Raw genomic sequence first — 14,734 nt, forward strand, 5'->3', positions numbered from 1 at the left:
CCGACATGCTCGATTCCAAACTGTTACGTAGCAACCTTCAGGACGTAGCGGACCGCCTGGCATCCCGTGGCTTTGCCTTGGATGTTGCGCGCATCGAAGCGCTGGAAGAACAGCGCAAGACCGTCCAGACCCGCACCGAAGCACTGCAGGCTGAGCGAAATGCGCGTTCCAAATCCATCGGTCAGGCCAAGCAGCGCGGCGAAGACATCGCGCCGTTGATGGCGGACGTCGAGCGGATGGGCACTGAGCTGTCCGAAGGCAAGGTCGATCTGGACAAGATCCAGTCCGAGCTGGATTCGATCCTGCTGGGTATCCCTAACATCCCGCACGAATCGGTGCCGGTCGGTGAAGACGAAGACGGCAACGTCGAAGTGCGCCGTTGGGGCACGCCAAAAGCCTTTGATTTCGAGATCAAGGACCACGTTGCCCTGGGCGAACTGACCGGCGGCCTGAATTTCGAAACCGCCGCCAAGATGTCCGGTGCGCGTTTCTCCTTGCTGCGTGGCCCGGTGGCCCGCCTGCATCGCGCCCTGGCGCAGTTCATGATCAACCTGCACACCGCCGAGCACGGTTACGAGGAAGCCTACACGCCTTACCTGGTGCAGGCCCCGGCGTTGATGGGCACCAGCCAGTTGCCGAAGTTCGAAGAGGACCTGTTCAAGATCAGCCGCGAAGGCGAGGCCGACCTGTACCTGATCCCGACCGCCGAAGTGTCGCTGACCAACATCGTCTCCGGCGAGATCCTCGACGCCAAGCAACTGCCGTTGAAGTTCGTGGCTCACAGCCCATGCTTCCGTAGCGAAGCCGGTGCATCGGGCCGCGACACCCGCGGCATGATCCGCCAGCACCAGTTCGACAAGGTCGAGATGGTGCAGATCGTCGAGCCGTCGACCTCGATGGACGCCCTGGAAGGCCTGACCGCCAACGCCGAACGCGTCCTGCAACTGCTCGAACTGCCGTACCGCGTACTGGCGCTGTGCACCGGCGACATGGGCTTCAGCGCCGTGAAGACCTACGACCTCGAAGTGTGGGTGCCAAGCCAGGGCAAGTATCGCGAGATTTCGTCGTGCTCCAACTGTGGCGACTTCCAGGCCCGTCGTATGCAGGCGCGTTTCCGTAACCCGGAAACCGGCAAGCCGGAGTTGGTACACACACTCAACGGTTCGGGGCTGGCGGTAGGCCGTACCCTGGTGGCCGTGCTGGAAAACTACCAGCAGGCTGACGGTTCGATCCGCGTGCCGGAAGTGCTCAAGCCGTACATGGCGGGCGTTGAGGTCATCGCCTAAATGGAATTTCTGCCGCTGTTTCATAACCTGCGCGGCAGTCGAGTGTTGGTCGTCGGTGGCGGGGAGATTGCCTTGCGCAAGTCCCGGCTGCTGGCCGACGCCGGTGCGTTGCTGCGGGTGGTTGCTCCCCAGATCGAAGACCAGTTGCGTGAACTGGTGCTGGGCAGTGGCGGGGAACTGATTTTGCGCGGTTATCAGGAGACCGACCTCGACGGTTGCACCCTGATCATCGCGGCAACCGACGACGAGCCCCTGAACGCGCAGGTGTCCAGCGATGCCAAGCGCCGTTGCGTGCCGGTCAATGTGGTCGACGCGCCGGCCTTGTGCAGCGTGATCTTCCCGGCGATTGTCGACCGCTCGCCGCTGGTGATTGCGGTCTCCAGCGGCGGCGATGCGCCGGTGCTGGCGCGGTTGATCCGGGCCAAGCTGGAAACCTGGATTCCGTCCACCTACGGCCAGTTGGCCGGGTTGGCGGCGCGTTTTCGTGCGCAGGTCAAGGGTTTGTACCCGGATGTGCAGCAACGCCGGGCGTTCTGGGAAGAGGTTTTCCAGGGTCCGATTGCCGACCGCCAACTGGCTGGGCAGGGCGCTGAAGCCGAGCGTCTGCTGATCGAGAAGGTCAACGGTGCACCGCCCTATGCACCGGGCGAGGTGTATTTGGTGGGTGCAGGCCCAGGTGACCCCGACCTGCTGACCTTTCGTGCCCTGCGCTTGATGCAGCAAGCCGATGTGGTGCTGTATGACCGCTTGGTGGCACCGGCGATTCTCGAACTGTGCCGTCGCGATGCCGAGCGCGTGTATGTCGGCAAGCGTCGCGCCGACCATGCCGTGCCGCAGGACCAGATCAACCAGCAACTGGTGGACCTGGCCAAGCAAGGCAAGCGCGTGCTGCGTCTCAAAGGGGGCGACCCGTTCATCTTTGGTCGTGGCGGCGAAGAGATCGAGGAACTGGCGGCCCATGGCATTCCATTCCAGGTGGTGCCGGGAATCACGGCCGCCAGTGGCTGCGCGGCGTATGCCGGGATTCCCCTGACGCACCGCGATTATGCGCAGTCGGTGCGTTTTATCACTGGGCACCTCAAAGACGGGACTTCGGACCTGCCTTGGCTGGACCTGGTAGGGCCGTCGCAGACCCTGGTGTTCTACATGGGGTTGATTGGCTTGCCGATCATCTGCGAGCAGTTGATCAAGCACGGGCGTTCGGCCGACACCCCGGCGGCGCTGATCCAGCAGGGCACCACGTCCAACCAGCGCGTGTTTACCGGCACCCTGGCCGATTTACCACGCATGGTGGCGGAGCACGAAGTGCATGCGCCGACGTTGGTCATCGTCGGCGAGGTGGTCGTGTTGCGCGAAAAACTGAAGTGGTTCGAGGGCGCTCAGGAACAGCTTTAAGCCTCAAGAGCATCGGGAGCAAGCCCCCTCCCACATTGGAATGCATTCCAGAGTGTGGGAGGGGGCTTGCTCCCGATGAGGCCCTTCAAGCGCAGCCCATTATCCGGATCAGCTCCAAACACCTTGACCGGCTAATCGCTCGCGATCATGTTCGGCATCAAACGCTTGCAATGGGCCTTTGGGCACAATCCCCGTCGGATTGATCGTACGGTGACTGGCATAGTAATGCCCCTTGATATGCTCGAAATCCACCGTCTCGGCTACGCCCGGCCACTGATACATTTCCCTCAGCCAGTTCGACAGGTTCGGATAATCCGCAATCCGGCGCAGGTTGCATTTGAAATGGCTGTAATACACCGCGTCAAAGCGAATCAGCGTGGTGAACAGCCGCACGTCGGCCTCGGTCAGGTATTCGCCGGCCAGGTAGCGATGGTCGCCCAAGTGCTGTTCCAGGTGGCTGAGTTCGGCAAACACATCATCAAATGCACTTTCGTACGCCTGCTGCGAGGTGGCGAAACCGGCGCGGTATACGCCGTTGTTCACGGCGGGGTAGATGCGTTCGTTCAGCGCATCGATAGTGGGGCGCAGGGCCTCGGGGTAAAAATCCAGCGTGTTGCCGGTCAGTTCGTTGAACGCACTGTTGAACATGCGGATGATCTCCGCCGATTCATTGCTGACAATGCGCTTGAGCTGCTTGTCCCACAGCACCGGCACCGTGACGCGGCCGGTGTAGTCGGCGGTGTCGGCGGTATAGCGTTGGTGCATGAATTCGAAACCCTCCAGCTTGTCGCCGGTAGAACCGTGGGCCTTGTCGAAGGTCCAGCCGTTTTCCAGCATCAGCCAGCTGACCACCGACACGTCGATCAGGCTTTCCAAACCTTTGAGCTTGCGCAGGATCAAGGTGCGGTGAGCCCAGGGGCAGGCGAGCGACACATACAGATGGTAGCGTCCGGCCTCGGCCTTGAAGCCACCTTCACCACTGGGGCCAGGCCTGCCGTCGGTGGTGACCCAGTTGCGGCGTTGCGCCTGTTCCCGTTGGAACGCACCGTCCGCGCTACTTTCGTACCACTGGTCTTTCCAATGTCCTTTGATCAGCAAGCCCATGACTGGCTCCTCGACTAATAAGTAAGCGTTGGAGGCCAGTTTAAAGGGCTGAGTTCGATTTAAAAGCGCAAAGACCGGGCGTTAATGATCGACTAAATCGATTTATCCCGAGCATCCCAGTATTGCTGGGCTAACGTGAATGCCTGCTCGCGGGGATGCCCCAGGCCACGCAAGGCCAGGGCCATGGTAGCGATCAACGCCAGTTGCGGATAACTGTCCTCGACGTCGCCGCGCCACAGCGCCTTCAGGTGTTCAGGTTCGAGTGTGGCCGGTTTGACGTGGCGCTGGGTGGAGAGGGCGGGCCACTCTTCATCCCAGCTTTCGCCGCCGGTGGTGCCATAGAGATGGCTCGCAGCGTCGGGGTTGATCTCGATTTCGCCGCCGTCACCCTTCACCACGATCACATTGTCGCCCAGCAGGCCGCTGGCATCACGGTGCACACCCTGGTAACCGGGATGGAAAATGCTTTGCAGGCCAAGGCGTGCATTCAGCGGGTTGAGCAGGCGCGCCAGGGAGTGGATCGGCGAGCGCAGGCCCAGGGTGTTGCGCAGGTCGATCATGCGTTGCAGTTGCGGTGCCCAGTCACCCAGTGGGATAAACGCCAGGTTGCCGTGCGCATAGGCCGCTTCCACCTGGCGCCAGTTGCGGCACAGCGGAATCTGCAAGCCTTCCAGCAATTGCTCGGTGTACAGCCGGCCTGCCGTGTGGGCGCCACCCCCGTGCATGAGGATGCGCACGCCGTTTTGTGCCAGGCATTTGGCCGCCAGCAGGAACCAGGGCAGGTGGCGTTTCTTGCCGGCATAGGACGGCCAATCGATATCCACGTTCAGCGCCGGAGCCTGCAAACGCTCACGGACGGCCTCGGTGAAGCCGGCGAGCTCTTGCGGGCTTTCTTCCTTGTGGCGCAGCAGCATCAGGAACGCACCGAGCTGGGTGTCTTCGACTTGTTCGTCGAGCAGCATGCCCATGGCCTCGCGGGCCTCTTCGCGGGTGAGGTTGCGCGCGCCGCGCTTGCCTTTGCCCAGGATGCGTACGAACTGTGCAAACGGGTGCTCGGCAGGCGTTTCGAGGGTCAGCGGGGCAAAGTCGGTCATAGGCAATTCGTCGGTCTGGGCAGGCCCGCCAGCTTGGCGGCGAGTTTGGCGGGAGTGCCGTTGAACAGTTTGTTGAGGTACAGGCTGTTGCCCTTTTCCGGGCCCAGCTTCAAGGCGGTGTACTTGATCAGCGGGCGCGTGGCGGGAGACAGCTGGAACTCGGCGTAGAAGCCGCGCAGCAGTTCGAGGATTTCCCAGTGCTCCGCCGTCAGCGTCAACGCTTCGGCGGCGGCCAGGGCGTTGGCGACCTCGGCGGACCATGCGTTCAGGTCGACCAGATAACCGTCCTTGTCCAGTTCGAGGGTGTGCGAACCCACGGTCAGCGTATTCATAGCCAGGTGTTGACCTTGTCGTAGTCGATCGACAGTTGTACGAAGCCTGGATAGTTGACGCTGTCGGCCCAGTCCGGCAGGGGCAGGTTACGCGCCTGCAGGTCTTCGGCCAGCACCCATACCTTCAGGCCCTTGGTTTGCAGGGCTGCATTGTGCAGCCCATAGGTGCCGTCGCCGCAGAGCAGGATCGCGTCATCGGCAGCGCAGATGCGCAGGCAACTGGCGAGCCGGCTGTCGGTGAAGGGGGAGTGAGATACCACATGGAGAGTCGACATCAGAGGGTGATCACCTGGTCGTAACGGTCAATCAGTTGGGAGATTTGTGCATTGCCCAGCGCTTCGGCGCTGGCCGGCGCCGTGAGCCCGCGTTCGGCGAGGCTGTGTTGGCAGACGAAGACCTCATCGATGCCGAACAGCCCCAGCGCCTGCAGGTTGGCGCTCAGGTCTTTTTGTTGCACGGCCTTGGCGTCCTGATGCGGCGCCAGCTGGAACACGCCGTCATCCATGAACAATAAGCCGATGGGCAGATCGAACGCGCCGCCGGCCAGCACGATATCCAGCGCTTCACGTGCGCTCGGCCCGGACCACGGTGCCTGGCGGCTGATCACCAGTAAAGATTTGGACATGTCATGGCCCTCCAAAGCAGATGAGGCGGTCGGCCGCCTGGGCGGCGTCGTGCAATTGCCCCAGGCCCGAGAGTGCCCAAGGTGCCTCGAGGTTCACGGCACTGCGTTGGTAGCGCGTGGCCTCTTCACTGTTGAGCACGCCACGGCGCAACGCGGCGGCAATGCACACCACGCCGTCGAGCTGGTGCGCGCTGACGAATTCGCGCCACTGGCGCGCAATGTCTTGCTCATCCTGGGGCGCAACCACGTTGTTGGAGGCGCTATAGACGCCATCCTGATAAAAAAACAGCCGCACGATCTCATGCCCGGCCGCCAGCGCCGCCTGAGCGAACAGCAAGGCGCGGCGTGAGGAGGGCGCATGGGCGGCGGAAAACAGCGCTATCGCGAACTTCATGGGACACTCTGCCAGCAAACGTGGGCCAATGATAAAGCCGCCGCCGCGAAAAAGCCCGCCGTGATCAAAACGGTCACCGTCGCTGATCGTTCCGGCGATTGCCGGTAGACGCAAGGCTGCCTAGTCTAGGGGCATTCGAAGTGCAAACGGAGTTTCCATGTCTGGTCCCTTGGCGTCCCTCAAAGTGCTGGATTTTTCCACCTTGCTGCCTGGCCCGTTTGCGTCGCTGATGCTGGCGGACATGGGCGCTGAAGTGCTGCGCATCGAGTCGTCCACGCGCATGGACCTGTTACGGGTGTTGCCGCCGCATGATCAGGGGACCTCGGCGAGCCATGCGTACCTCAACCGCAATAAGCGCAGCCTCGCGCTGGACCTGAAACGCGCCGAAGCGCTGGAGATCGTGCGTGAACTGGTCAAGGACTACGACATCCTCGTCGAACAGTTCCGCCCAGGGGTGATGGCGCGCCTGGGTTTGGGCTACGAGGCGCTGAAGGCGATCAACCCCCGGCTGATTTACGTATCGATCACCGGCTACGGCCAAACCGGCCCCTACAAGGGCCGCGCCGGGCACGATATCAACTACCTCGCGTTGGCGGGCGTGGCCAGTCATACCGGGCGCCAGGACAGCGGGCCATTGCCGCTGGGCGTGCAGCTGGCGGATGTGGCTGGGGGTTCGCTGCACGCGGTGGTCGGGCTGCTGGCGGCGGTCGTCGCTCGGCAGCAGAGCGGCGTCGGCCAGCATCTGGATGTGAGCATGACCGACTGTTCGTTCAGCCTGAACGCCATGGCCGGTGCGGGCTACCTGGCCTGTGGGGTGGAACCGGGGCGCGAGAATCATGTGCTCAATGGCGGCAGCTTTTACGACTACTACCGCACGCGAGATGGGCGCTGGATGTCGGTCGGCAGCCTGGAACCGGGGTTTATGCAGCAATTATGCGTGGCCTTGGGACGGCCGGAGCTGGCGGCCCAGGGCCTGTCACCCAGGCCGGAGCAGCAAAAGGCCCTTAAGCTGGCGCTGCAGATCGAGTTCGAGAAGCGCAGCTTCGATGAGCTGTGTGAGTTGTTTGCCGGGGTGGATGCTTGCGTGGAGCCTGTGCTCAGCTTGAGTGAAGCGGTGCAGCATCCGCAGTTGAAAGCCCGTGAGCTGGTGTGCCAGGTGCCAAGGGCCGATGGCTCGACCCAGGCGCAAATCGCCTGTCCGTTGAAATTTTCAGAGGGCTTGCCGGCGCCTCGACATATCGGGGTGGCGGTCGGTGCCCATAGTGACGAGGTGCTGACGGAGCTGGGGATCAGTGCGCAGCGGATAGCCGAGTTGCGGGGTGCCAACGTGGTTGGGTAGCGTCTGAACGGGCGCTATCGGGAGCAAGCCCCCTCCCACAGTTGACAGGCGGCGCGGTCAAAATGTGGGAGGGGGCTTGCTCCCGGGGAGGCCCTCACTCCACCCGAGTTTCCCCGGTGAACACCAGGGTCTGCCGACACCGCCGACACAGATACCGCCTGCCCTGGGCCACCATGCCGTGGCGCTGTGGCGAAAACGGAAAGTCGCTGTCGGCACACGGGCATCGGTAGATATAGCGGGTGACTTGCCGGCGTTTCACGGCATAGGTGTGGCAACGATCCGGCGGCAGTTCGTAAACCCCGCGCATGATCAATTGCCATTCTTCGCCATGGGGTTGGATGCGCTCGCCAAACAACTGGTGGGCGATCAGGTGCGCGACTTCGTGGGCCACGGTCTGCTTCAGGAAGTGTTGGCTGTTTTCTCGGTACAACTGGGGGTTGAAACGCAGCAGGTTCTCGTGCAAATGCGCGACACCGGCTTTCTGGCCCCGCAACTTGAGACTGACCTGGGGGCGTTTGAAACTTCGTTTGAAAAAGGATTCGGCTAGCAGGAAACACTCTTCGACGCGGGTATTGAGTTGCTCGGGCATGCGGTACTGATCTCCAGAGACACCCAGTATGCCGCAAAGCTGGGTGTTTCCGAATCTGTCAGGCGCCGAATGGTCACGCATAAAGCACAAAGCCACCTTGCGGTGGCCTTGCCCAGGTCGATAAGCGGGTCAGTTGGTATAAATCGGGCCGACGCCCAGGCCCCAGACGATCACGGTAAACGCCATGATCGCCACCAGGACTACCAGCCCCACGGCCAGCACCGAACTGGAGAACAGGAAACCCTCATCCGGGTCGATGTTCATGAAGGTCGGCAATCCCACATACAGCAGGTAGACCGTGTAGCAAATGGCTGCCGTGCCCACCATCATGCCCAACCACATATGCGGATAGAGCGCCGCCAACCCGCCGATAAACAGCGGTGTCGCGGTATAGGTCGCAAAGGCCACGCAGCGTGACATGCTGGGGTTGGCGTCATAGGTGCGGGCCATCCAGTGAATGAACGCGCCCATCACGGCCACGCCGCCGAGCATGGCTGCGTACGACATGATCGTCATCCAGAGCGCGCTTTCCTGGGTCAGCATCACCGGCGCGCGGCTGCCGATGACCCAGCCGACCTGGGTAGTGCCGATAAAGGCGGAAACGGCGGGGATCGCCGCGAGAATCAGGGTGTGAGTGAGGTACATGTGGCCGATGCTTTCTTCCTTATCGCCACGGATTTCCCGCCATTCCTGGTCGGGATGGGTAAACAGCCCCACGACGTGATGGATCATGCCAGTCACTCCTGTCGTTATTACCATCGCCCCCCATCGGAGCGCCTACGGGCCAGATGGCCTCAAAGGTCTGGATAGATATGCGACCTCAAGTCGCAGTATAGGAAGTGATGACCCGAAAAACTGTAAGGCTTTAGAGCAAATCGCACTGTAAACATTGGCCCTAATCGCGGCGGGGTCTGTTGATGGGAGCGCGGCCCGCTCCCACATTGAATGTCGGCACTCGACATCGGTAAAATGCTGCGCTTTTCGTCACACACTTCTAGCGGATCCAAGCGCCATGGGCACTCTTACAGTCAACCAGAACAAACTGCAAAAACGCCTGCGTCGCCTGGCCGGTGAAGCGGTCACCGATTTCAACATGATCGAGGACGGCGACAAGGTCATGGTTTGCCTCTCCGGCGGCAAAGACAGCTACACCATGCTCGACGTGCTGTTGCACCTGCAGAAGGTCGCGCCGATCAAGTTCGAGATCGTCGCCGTCAACATGGACCAGAAACAACCGGGTTTCCCGGAGCACGTACTGCCGGCCTATCTCAAAGAGCTGGGCGTCGAGTACCACATCGTGGAAAAAGACACCTACTCGGTGGTCAAGGAGTTGATCCCGGAAGGCAAGACCACCTGTTCGCTGTGCTCGCGCCTGCGCCGTGGCACGCTTTATACCTTTGCCGATGAGATTGGCGCGACCAAGATGGCCCTGGGTCATCACCGTGATGACATCGTCGAAACCTTCTTCCTCAACATGTTTTTCAACGGCTCGCTCAAGGCCATGCCGCCCAAGCTGCGCGCCGATGATGGGCGCAACGTGGTGATCCGTCCGCTGGCGTACTGCAGCGAGAAGGACATCCAGGCCTACTCCGACCTCAAGCAATTCCCGATCATCCCGTGCAACCTGTGTGGTTCCCAGGAGAACCTGCAGCGTCAGGTGGTCAAGGAAATGCTGGTGGACTGGGAGCGCAAGACCCCTGGCCGAACCGAAAGCATCTTCCGCAGCCTGCAGAACGTGATCCCGTCGCAATTGGCCGACCGCAACCTGTTCGACTTCACCAGCCTGACGATCGACGAGACGGCGGCTTCGCGCTTCGTCAATGTAGTGAACCTCTGAGCCATTTCAAGGCTCTGACACACGGCGCTCACGGGCGCCGTTTTCAATTCGATTGCCAGGAGAGGGCATGCGCGATTACAAGTGGCTGCACGAATATTGTCTGAACCGCTTCGGTTCAGCGGCCAAGCTGGACGCCCACCTGCCGGTGCCCAAGACCGCGGCGCAATTGCGCAAGATCAGTGATGACCGTTACCTGTCGACCCTGGCACTGCGCGTGTTTCGCGCGGGCTTGAAACACAGTGTGGTGGACGCCAAGTGGCCGGCCTTCGAGCAGGTGTTTTTTGGCTTCGACCCGGAAAAGGTCGTGCTGATGGGCGCCGAACACCTGGAGCGTTTGATGCAGGACACGCGCATCATCCGTCACCTGGGTAAACTCAAAAGTGTGCCGCGCAATGCGCAGATGATCCTCGACATCGAGCAGGAGAAGGGCAGCTTCGGCGCATTCATCGCCGACTGGCCGGTGACCGACATCGTTGGGTTGTGGAAGTACCTGAGCAAGCACGGCCACCAGCTGGGCGGCCTGTCGGCACCGCGCTTTTTGCGCATGGTGGGCAAGGATACCTTTGTGCCGAGCGATGACGTGGTGGCGGCTTTAAATGCGCAGAAGATCGTCGACAAGGCACCGACCAGCCTGCGCGACCTGGCGGCGGTGCAGGCTGCGTTCAACCAGTGGCATGCCGAAAGCGGGCGGCCGATGTGCCAGTTGTCGATGATGTTGGCCTACACCGTCAATCATTGAGTGTGTAGCGCCGATCGAGCTGATGCCGCCAGCGCACATAGAGCAGGGCGGTGCAAAACACCGCCAGGCTCGCCAGCATCTCCAGCACCCCGAACACTTGCCGGTTCGGGTCATACGCGGCCAGCGCGCCCTTGATGAAATACAGGTTTACCACAAAGCACATCCACGAATGCCCACGGGCACTGCCCAGCAGCATCCCCGGCGCCAGTACCAGCAACGGCACCAACTCGATCAGCAGGATCACCCAGGGACGGGCACCATGCAGGTCGGCAACGAACAGGTAGTACACGCACAGCAGTCCCACCAGGCCCAGGAATGCCAGCAGGCTCAGCGCCCGTGCCACCTTGACCCGAGGTTCCAGCCACGCTTGCGATGGCAGGACCTTAGGCTTTTTGGCCACGGCCGTTCTCCAGCAGCAAGGCGGTGTTTGCCAGGCGCAGGCCCAGGGCGCGGCACAGCGTGATTTCATGTTGATCAAGCATGCGCTTGCCATCCGGCCCGGCATGGTGGCTGGCGCCATACGGCGTGCCGCCGCCCTGGGTGTCGAGCAGCGCCTGTTCGCTGTAGGGCAGGCCGGTGATCAGCATGCCGTGGTGCAGCAAGGGCAGCAGCATCGACATCAGCGTGGTCTCCTGGCCACCGTGCAGGCTGGCGGTGGAGGTGAACACCCCTGCGGGTTTGCCGACGAGGGCGCCGGTCAGCCACAGGTTGCTGGTGCCGTCGAGGAAATACTTGAGCGGCGCGGCCATGTTGCCGAAGCGGGTCGGGCTGCCCAGGGCCAGGCCCGAGCAGTTTTTCAGGTCATCGAGGCTGGCATACAGCGCACCTTCATCCGGGATGCTCGGCGCCACGGCTTCGCACTCGGTAGAGATCGCCGGCACGGTGCGCAGGCGCGCCTCCAGGCCGGCTTGCTCGATGCCCCGGGCAATTTGCCGGGCCATCTCGCTGACCGAGCCATTGCGGCTGTAATACAGCACCAGCACATACGGAGTCGTCACGGCAGGATCTCCAATACGTTCTCCGGCGGGCGACCGATGATGGCTTTGTCGGTGGTCTCCAGGATCGGGCGTTCCATCAGCTTTGGATGCGCGGCGATGGCGGCGATCAATTGCGTTTCGCTGAGGCCGGCGTCGGCCAGGTTGAGTGTTTTGTATTCCTCTTCACCGGTGCGCAGCAATTGGCGTGCGCTGATGCCGAGCTTGCTCAGCAGAGCCTTCAGTTGCGCGGCGTCCAGCGGGGTTTCCAGGTAGCGCACGACGGTCGGGGCCAGGCCGCGAGCCTCCAGCAGTTCGAGCGCACCGCGGGATTTCGAGCAGCGCGGGTTGTGATAAAGCGTCAGATCGGTCATGTGCGGGTCGCATCTTGCGTAAGGTGGCGGGTATTCTACCTGCGCTGCGGCTCGCTCTTAAACCGTAAGAGGCGATCGGTCGCAGACAATGTTCATTTTACGAAGGATTACCCCATGACTAGGCGACTGATCGGTGCATTGGCGATCATCACAACCCTGCTGCTCGGTGGCTGCGGCAATGACTATGGCGTTGACCAATACGGCCAGAAGGTGGCGGCCGAACGTCTGGACAAGCAGTGGGTGGTGGTCAACTACTGGGCTGAATGGTGTGGCCCGTGCCGCACGGAAATCCCGCAGCTCAATGCCTTGGCCGAGCAGTTGAAAGCGCAGAATGTAGGGGTGTTCGGGGTCAATTTCGACAATGTGCAGGGTGAGGAGCTCAAGGCGGCCAGCGAGAAGCTGGGGATCAAGTTCACCGTCCTGGCGCAGAACCCCGAAGGGATCTTCGATATCCCGCGCAGCGAGGCGTTGCCGGTGACCTACATCATCGATGACAAGGGCAAGGTGCGTGAGCAGTTGATGGGCGAGCAGACGGCAGAGGGGGTGCTGGCCAAGCTCAAGGCTTTGCGCGGGTAAAGCGACAACTCAAGGCAAATGTGGGGGGCGGTGCGATGATTCGACTTGCTGCCGATGGCGGTGTGTCAGTCAGCTGATGTATTGACTGGCACATCGCTATCGGGAGCAAGCCCCCTCCCACAATTGGATCTCATCAGTCCACAGATCGGCGGATCAGCCTTCTTCCAGCCACAGGCGGATCGGCTTGCCCTCGGCCGGCCAGAAGCGGGTCTGTTCGATCGGCGAGATATCCCAGCGCTCAACGCCTTGCAGGGCCTGGAAGAAGCGGTGTTCCTGCTCCATCAAGGCCTCGGCGCAGAGCTTGCGGGTGCTGCCGAGCTTGCCGAAACTGAGTTTCTGGCCATCGATGGTGTACGGCGCAAACCAGTGGTTGCAGCCACCATTGCCATAGGCGCGACCATCGGCGCCCAGGGTCACGGTCAGGTGCGCGTAGTCCATCAAGGGCCGCTCACCAATCCACTCCACCACGTAGCTGTGATCCTGTTCCAGCTTCGCCGTATCGCTGGCGCAGCCGCCGAGGCCGATGCCGATGGCGGCAAGCAGCAGCGGGGCTTTCATTGTGCGGCCTGCTGGCATTTCGGGCAGCGGTGCTTGTCGCCTTCGCTGGCCCAGCCCAATTCCTTGATGCGCGCGTTGGCGGCCGGGGGGAGTGGCTCTTTGGTCAGCTTGGTTTCCACTGCAAATTCAAACTCCAGCACGCTCTCGCAGCTGTCGCAGTTGACCTTCCAGGTGTGAATCTCCAGCTCGCCGAATTTCGGCCCCTGGGCCATGGCGACCCATTGGCCCGCCGGGCGGATGGAATAGCGCGCGTCACCTTCGACGGTCAGGCGCATCGATAGGGTTTTACTGCCGCGCAGGGTGACGATCAGTACGTCGCCATGCTTGATCGAACCACCGTTGCCGGTGACCTGATAACGGCCCGGCACCAGGGCACGGCATTCGATCAGGGTGTGTTGCGGGCTCAGCAAGCTGAAGCGGAAATCGTGTTCGGCCATGGGTCCTCCAATTAGGCGCGGCATCCTATCACGGGTGCCGGCCTATCATGAGCCTGGTATATGACCGCTGATCAGCCCTCCACCAGGTTCCGTGGCAGACCCTCGGCCCAGGCAGCGATGTTAGCCAGCGTCGTGCCGGCAATCGCCGCCAACGCTTCGCGCGTCAGGAACGCCTGGTGGGCGGTGATGATCACATTGGGAAAGGTCAGCAGGCGTGCAAGCACATCGTCTTGCAAGGGCAGGTCGGAGCGGTCTTCGAAAAACAGCTGGGCTTCTTCCTCGTACACATCCAGCCCCAAATAACCGAGTTGCCCCTGCTTGAGCGCATCGATCAGTGCCGGCGTGTCGACCAGCCCCCCGCGCCCGGTATTGATCAGCATCGCACCCGGCTGCATCTGGGCCAGGGACCGTGCGTTGATCAGGTGTTGGCTGTCGTGGGTGAGCGGGCAGTGCAGGCTGATGATCTGCGCCTCGGCCAGCAATTCCGGCAGGCTCGTGTAGCGGGCGCCAAGGGCCTGCACCTGGGGGTTGGGGAAGGGGTCGTAGGCCACCAGCCGGCAGCCGAAACCGGCCATGATCCTGGCGAATGCCGCGCCGATCTGCCCGGTGCCGACGACGCCGACAGTCTTGCCGACGAGGTCGAAACCGGTCAGCCCGTGCAGGCTGAAATCACCGTCGCGGGTGCGGTTGTAAGCACGATGCAAACGGCGGTTGAGGGCCAGGATCAACGCCACCGCATGCTCGGCCACCGCGTGGGGCGAATAGGCCGGCACGCGGACGATGGCCAGTCCCAGGCGCTTGGCGGCGGCCAGGTCGACATGGTTGTAGCCGGCCGAACGCAGGGCGATCAGGCGCGTACCGCCGTTGGCCAAGTGTTCCAGCACCGGGGCGCTGAGGTCATCGTTGATGAAGGCACACACTACCTCGTGATGCTCGGCCAGGGCCACAGTGTCGAGGTTGAGGCGGGCGGGCTGGAAGTGCAGTTCTAAGCCGGCGGGCAGCGGCTCACCGAGAAAACTGTCGCGGTCGTAGTGCTGGCTGCTGAAAAGAATGACGCGCATCAAATGGAGCTCCCTGTTCA

20 protein-coding genes are annotated in these 14,734 nt (G+C 62.0%); 6 read left to right on the forward strand and 14 right to left on the reverse strand.

Annotation, left to right across the window (positions count from 1 at the left end):
- Positions 1-5: 5 nt before the first annotated feature.
- Together serS and cysG are read left to right on the forward strand one after the other, a co-directional pair.
- A complete protein-coding gene (gene serS, locus ACQRBT_RS19860; RefSeq protein WP_104994137.1) occupies positions 6-1,286 on the forward strand; it encodes a serine--tRNA ligase in 1,281 nt (426 codons plus the stop codon).
- Complete coding sequence (gene cysG, locus ACQRBT_RS19865; RefSeq protein WP_104994136.1) at positions 1,287-2,681, forward strand: siroheme synthase CysG; 1,395 nt, start codon at positions 1,287-1,289, stop codon at positions 2,679-2,681.
- A 108-nt stretch (positions 2,682-2,789) separates the two neighbouring features.
- Here the strand turns inward: cysG and ACQRBT_RS19870 are convergent, their stop codons facing one another.
- The 6 genes from ACQRBT_RS19870 to tusD form a co-directional block, all read right to left on the reverse strand.
- Positions 2,790-3,785 (reverse strand): glutathione S-transferase family protein, encoded by a 996-nt coding sequence (locus tag ACQRBT_RS19870; protein ID WP_060755646.1) that lies wholly within the window; start codon positions 3,783-3,785, stop codon positions 2,790-2,792.
- Positions 3,786-3,877: 92 nt separating this feature from the next.
- Positions 3,878-4,879: a glycosyl transferase family protein gene (locus tag ACQRBT_RS19875; protein ID WP_104994135.1), complete on the reverse strand. Its 1,002-nt coding sequence runs from the start codon at positions 4,877-4,879 to the stop codon at positions 3,878-3,880.
- Positions 4,876-5,211, reverse strand: coding sequence for a TusE/DsrC/DsvC family sulfur relay protein (locus tag ACQRBT_RS19880; RefSeq protein ID WP_104994134.1), 336 nt, complete (start codon positions 5,209-5,211; stop codon positions 4,876-4,878). The genes ACQRBT_RS19875 and ACQRBT_RS19880 overlap by 4 nt, the downstream gene beginning before the upstream one ends.
- The gene (gene tusB / locus ACQRBT_RS19885; protein WP_104994133.1) at positions 5,208-5,486 is read right to left on the reverse strand and encodes a sulfurtransferase complex subunit TusB; all 279 of its coding nucleotides are present in this window, start codon (positions 5,484-5,486) and stop codon (positions 5,208-5,210) included. Before tusB ends, ACQRBT_RS19880 begins: the two co-directional genes overlap by 4 nt.
- A complete protein-coding gene (gene tusC / locus ACQRBT_RS19890) occupies positions 5,486-5,836 on the reverse strand; it encodes a sulfurtransferase complex subunit TusC (protein ID WP_104994132.1) in 351 nt (116 codons plus the stop codon). The genes tusB and tusC overlap by 1 nt, the downstream gene beginning before the upstream one ends.
- Position 5,837: 1 nt before the next feature.
- A complete protein-coding gene (gene tusD / locus ACQRBT_RS19895; RefSeq protein WP_060755641.1) occupies positions 5,838-6,230 on the reverse strand; it encodes a sulfurtransferase complex subunit TusD in 393 nt (130 codons plus the stop codon).
- A 157-nt stretch (positions 6,231-6,387) separates the two neighbouring features.
- Here tusD and ACQRBT_RS19900 point away from each other — a divergent pair, with 157 nt between their 5' ends.
- Positions 6,388-7,569 carry a CaiB/BaiF CoA transferase family protein gene (locus ACQRBT_RS19900; RefSeq protein ID WP_244699510.1) on the forward strand — a complete coding sequence of 394 codons (1,182 nt, stop codon included), beginning with the start codon at positions 6,388-6,390 and terminating at the stop codon, positions 7,567-7,569.
- Positions 7,570-7,663: 94 nt separating this feature from the next.
- Here ACQRBT_RS19900 and ACQRBT_RS19905 read toward each other — a convergent pair whose 3' ends face one another.
- Together ACQRBT_RS19905 and ACQRBT_RS19910 are read right to left on the reverse strand one after the other, a co-directional pair.
- Positions 7,664-8,158 (reverse strand): SprT family zinc-dependent metalloprotease, encoded by a 495-nt coding sequence (locus tag ACQRBT_RS19905; protein ID WP_010567929.1) that lies wholly within the window; start codon positions 8,156-8,158, stop codon positions 7,664-7,666.
- A 129-nt stretch (positions 8,159-8,287) separates the two neighbouring features.
- Complete coding sequence (locus tag ACQRBT_RS19910) at positions 8,288-8,890, reverse strand: Yip1 family protein (RefSeq protein ID WP_104994130.1); 603 nt, start codon at positions 8,888-8,890, stop codon at positions 8,288-8,290.
- A 280-nt stretch (positions 8,891-9,170) separates the two neighbouring features.
- Between ACQRBT_RS19910 and ttcA the strand changes: the two genes are divergently transcribed.
- Entirely contained in the window at positions 9,171-9,995 is an 825-nt protein-coding gene (gene ttcA / locus ACQRBT_RS19915) for a tRNA 2-thiocytidine(32) synthetase TtcA (RefSeq protein WP_104994129.1), read from the forward strand.
- A gap of 67 nt (positions 9,996-10,062) precedes the next feature.
- A complete protein-coding gene (locus ACQRBT_RS19920) occupies positions 10,063-10,734 on the forward strand; it encodes a DNA-3-methyladenine glycosylase I (RefSeq protein WP_060755637.1) in 672 nt (223 codons plus the stop codon).
- Here the strand turns inward: ACQRBT_RS19920 and ACQRBT_RS19925 are convergent.
- The 3 genes from ACQRBT_RS19925 to arsC are packed head-to-tail and all read right to left on the reverse strand — an operon-like array spanning position 10,724 to position 12,082.
- Positions 10,724-11,134 (reverse strand): DUF2069 domain-containing protein, encoded by a 411-nt coding sequence (locus ACQRBT_RS19925; RefSeq protein WP_104994128.1) that lies wholly within the window; start codon positions 11,132-11,134, stop codon positions 10,724-10,726. The two genes, ACQRBT_RS19920 and ACQRBT_RS19925, sit on opposite strands and share 11 nt — an antisense overlap.
- Positions 11,118-11,732 carry an NAD(P)H:quinone oxidoreductase gene (gene wrbA, locus ACQRBT_RS19930; protein ID WP_060755635.1) on the reverse strand — a complete coding sequence of 205 codons (615 nt, stop codon included), beginning with the start codon at positions 11,730-11,732 and terminating at the stop codon, positions 11,118-11,120. Before wrbA ends, ACQRBT_RS19925 begins: the two co-directional genes overlap by 17 nt.
- On the reverse strand, positions 11,729-12,082 hold the full coding sequence (arsC, locus tag ACQRBT_RS19935) for an arsenate reductase (glutaredoxin) (protein WP_104994127.1): 354 nt from the start codon (positions 12,080-12,082) through the stop codon (positions 11,729-11,731). The genes wrbA and arsC overlap by 4 nt, the downstream gene beginning before the upstream one ends.
- Before the next feature lie 114 nt (positions 12,083-12,196).
- Here arsC and ACQRBT_RS19940 point away from each other — a divergent pair, with 114 nt between their 5' ends.
- A complete protein-coding gene (locus tag ACQRBT_RS19940; RefSeq protein WP_161549642.1) occupies positions 12,197-12,658 on the forward strand; it encodes a TlpA disulfide reductase family protein in 462 nt (153 codons plus the stop codon).
- A gap of 153 nt (positions 12,659-12,811) precedes the next feature.
- Here ACQRBT_RS19940 and ACQRBT_RS19945 read toward each other — a convergent pair whose 3' ends face one another.
- The 3 genes from ACQRBT_RS19945 to ACQRBT_RS19955 all read right to left on the reverse strand — a co-directional run bounded on the left by ACQRBT_RS19945 (position 12,812) and on the right by ACQRBT_RS19955 (position 14,714).
- Positions 12,812-13,216 (reverse strand): META domain-containing protein, encoded by a 405-nt coding sequence (locus ACQRBT_RS19945; protein ID WP_161549641.1) that lies wholly within the window; start codon positions 13,214-13,216, stop codon positions 12,812-12,814.
- Positions 13,213-13,653, reverse strand: coding sequence for a hypothetical protein (locus tag ACQRBT_RS19950; protein WP_244699508.1), 441 nt, complete (start codon positions 13,651-13,653; stop codon positions 13,213-13,215). The genes ACQRBT_RS19945 and ACQRBT_RS19950 overlap by 4 nt, the downstream gene beginning before the upstream one ends.
- A gap of 71 nt (positions 13,654-13,724) precedes the next feature.
- Positions 13,725-14,714, reverse strand: a complete 990-nt coding sequence (locus ACQRBT_RS19955; RefSeq protein WP_104994125.1) for a 2-hydroxyacid dehydrogenase — start codon at positions 14,712-14,714, stop codon at positions 13,725-13,727.
- Positions 14,715-14,734: the final 20 nt, after the last annotated feature.

It is taken from the genome of Pseudomonas sp. R19M (genome assembly GCF_050312585.1).
Classification (GTDB): domain Bacteria; phylum Pseudomonadota; class Gammaproteobacteria; order Pseudomonadales; family Pseudomonadaceae; genus Aquipseudomonas; species Aquipseudomonas palleroniana.

Bases quoted from the DNA above. Each gene is read 5' to 3' on its own strand.
- serS (WP_104994137.1), top strand. From the start codon at position 6: ATGCTCGATTCCAAACTGTTACGTAGCAACCTTCAGGACGTAGCGGAC.
- tusD (WP_060755641.1), bottom strand. From the start codon at position 6,230: ATGAAGTTCGCGATAGCGCTGTTTTCCGCCGCCCATGCGCCCTCCTCA.
- ACQRBT_RS19920 (WP_060755637.1), top strand. From the start codon at position 10,063: ATGCGCGATTACAAGTGGCTGCACGAATATTGTCTGAACCGCTTCGGT.
- ttcA (WP_104994129.1), top strand. From the start codon at position 9,171: ATGGGCACTCTTACAGTCAACCAGAACAAACTGCAAAAACGCCTGCGT.
- ACQRBT_RS19950 (WP_244699508.1), bottom strand. From the start codon at position 13,653: ATGGCCGAACACGATTTCCGCTTCAGCTTGCTGAGCCCGCAACACACC.
- cysG (WP_104994136.1), top strand. From the start codon at position 1,287: ATGGAATTTCTGCCGCTGTTTCATAACCTGCGCGGCAGTCGAGTGTTG.
- tusC (WP_104994132.1), bottom strand. From the start codon at position 5,836: ATGTCCAAATCTTTACTGGTGATCAGCCGCCAGGCACCGTGGTCCGGG.
- ACQRBT_RS19905 (WP_010567929.1), bottom strand. From the start codon at position 8,158: ATGCCCGAGCAACTCAATACCCGCGTCGAAGAGTGTTTCCTGCTAGCC.
- arsC (WP_104994127.1), bottom strand. From the start codon at position 12,082: ATGACCGATCTGACGCTTTATCACAACCCGCGCTGCTCGAAATCCCGC.
- ACQRBT_RS19900 (WP_244699510.1), top strand. From the start codon at position 6,388: ATGTCTGGTCCCTTGGCGTCCCTCAAAGTGCTGGATTTTTCCACCTTG.
- ACQRBT_RS19955 (WP_104994125.1), bottom strand. From the start codon at position 14,714: ATGCGCGTCATTCTTTTCAGCAGCCAGCACTACGACCGCGACAGTTTT.
- ACQRBT_RS19870 (WP_060755646.1), bottom strand. From the start codon at position 3,785: ATGGGCTTGCTGATCAAAGGACATTGGAAAGACCAGTGGTACGAAAGT.
- ACQRBT_RS19880 (WP_104994134.1), bottom strand. From the start codon at position 5,211: ATGAATACGCTGACCGTGGGTTCGCACACCCTCGAACTGGACAAGGAC.
- ACQRBT_RS19945 (WP_161549641.1), bottom strand. From the start codon at position 13,216: ATGAAAGCCCCGCTGCTGCTTGCCGCCATCGGCATCGGCCTCGGCGGC.
- tusB (WP_104994133.1), bottom strand. From the start codon at position 5,486: ATGTCGACTCTCCATGTGGTATCTCACTCCCCCTTCACCGACAGCCGG.
- ACQRBT_RS19940 (WP_161549642.1), top strand. From the start codon at position 12,197: ATGACTAGGCGACTGATCGGTGCATTGGCGATCATCACAACCCTGCTG.
- ACQRBT_RS19875 (WP_104994135.1), bottom strand. From the start codon at position 4,879: ATGACCGACTTTGCCCCGCTGACCCTCGAAACGCCTGCCGAGCACCCG.
- ACQRBT_RS19910 (WP_104994130.1), bottom strand. From the start codon at position 8,890: ATGATCCATCACGTCGTGGGGCTGTTTACCCATCCCGACCAGGAATGG.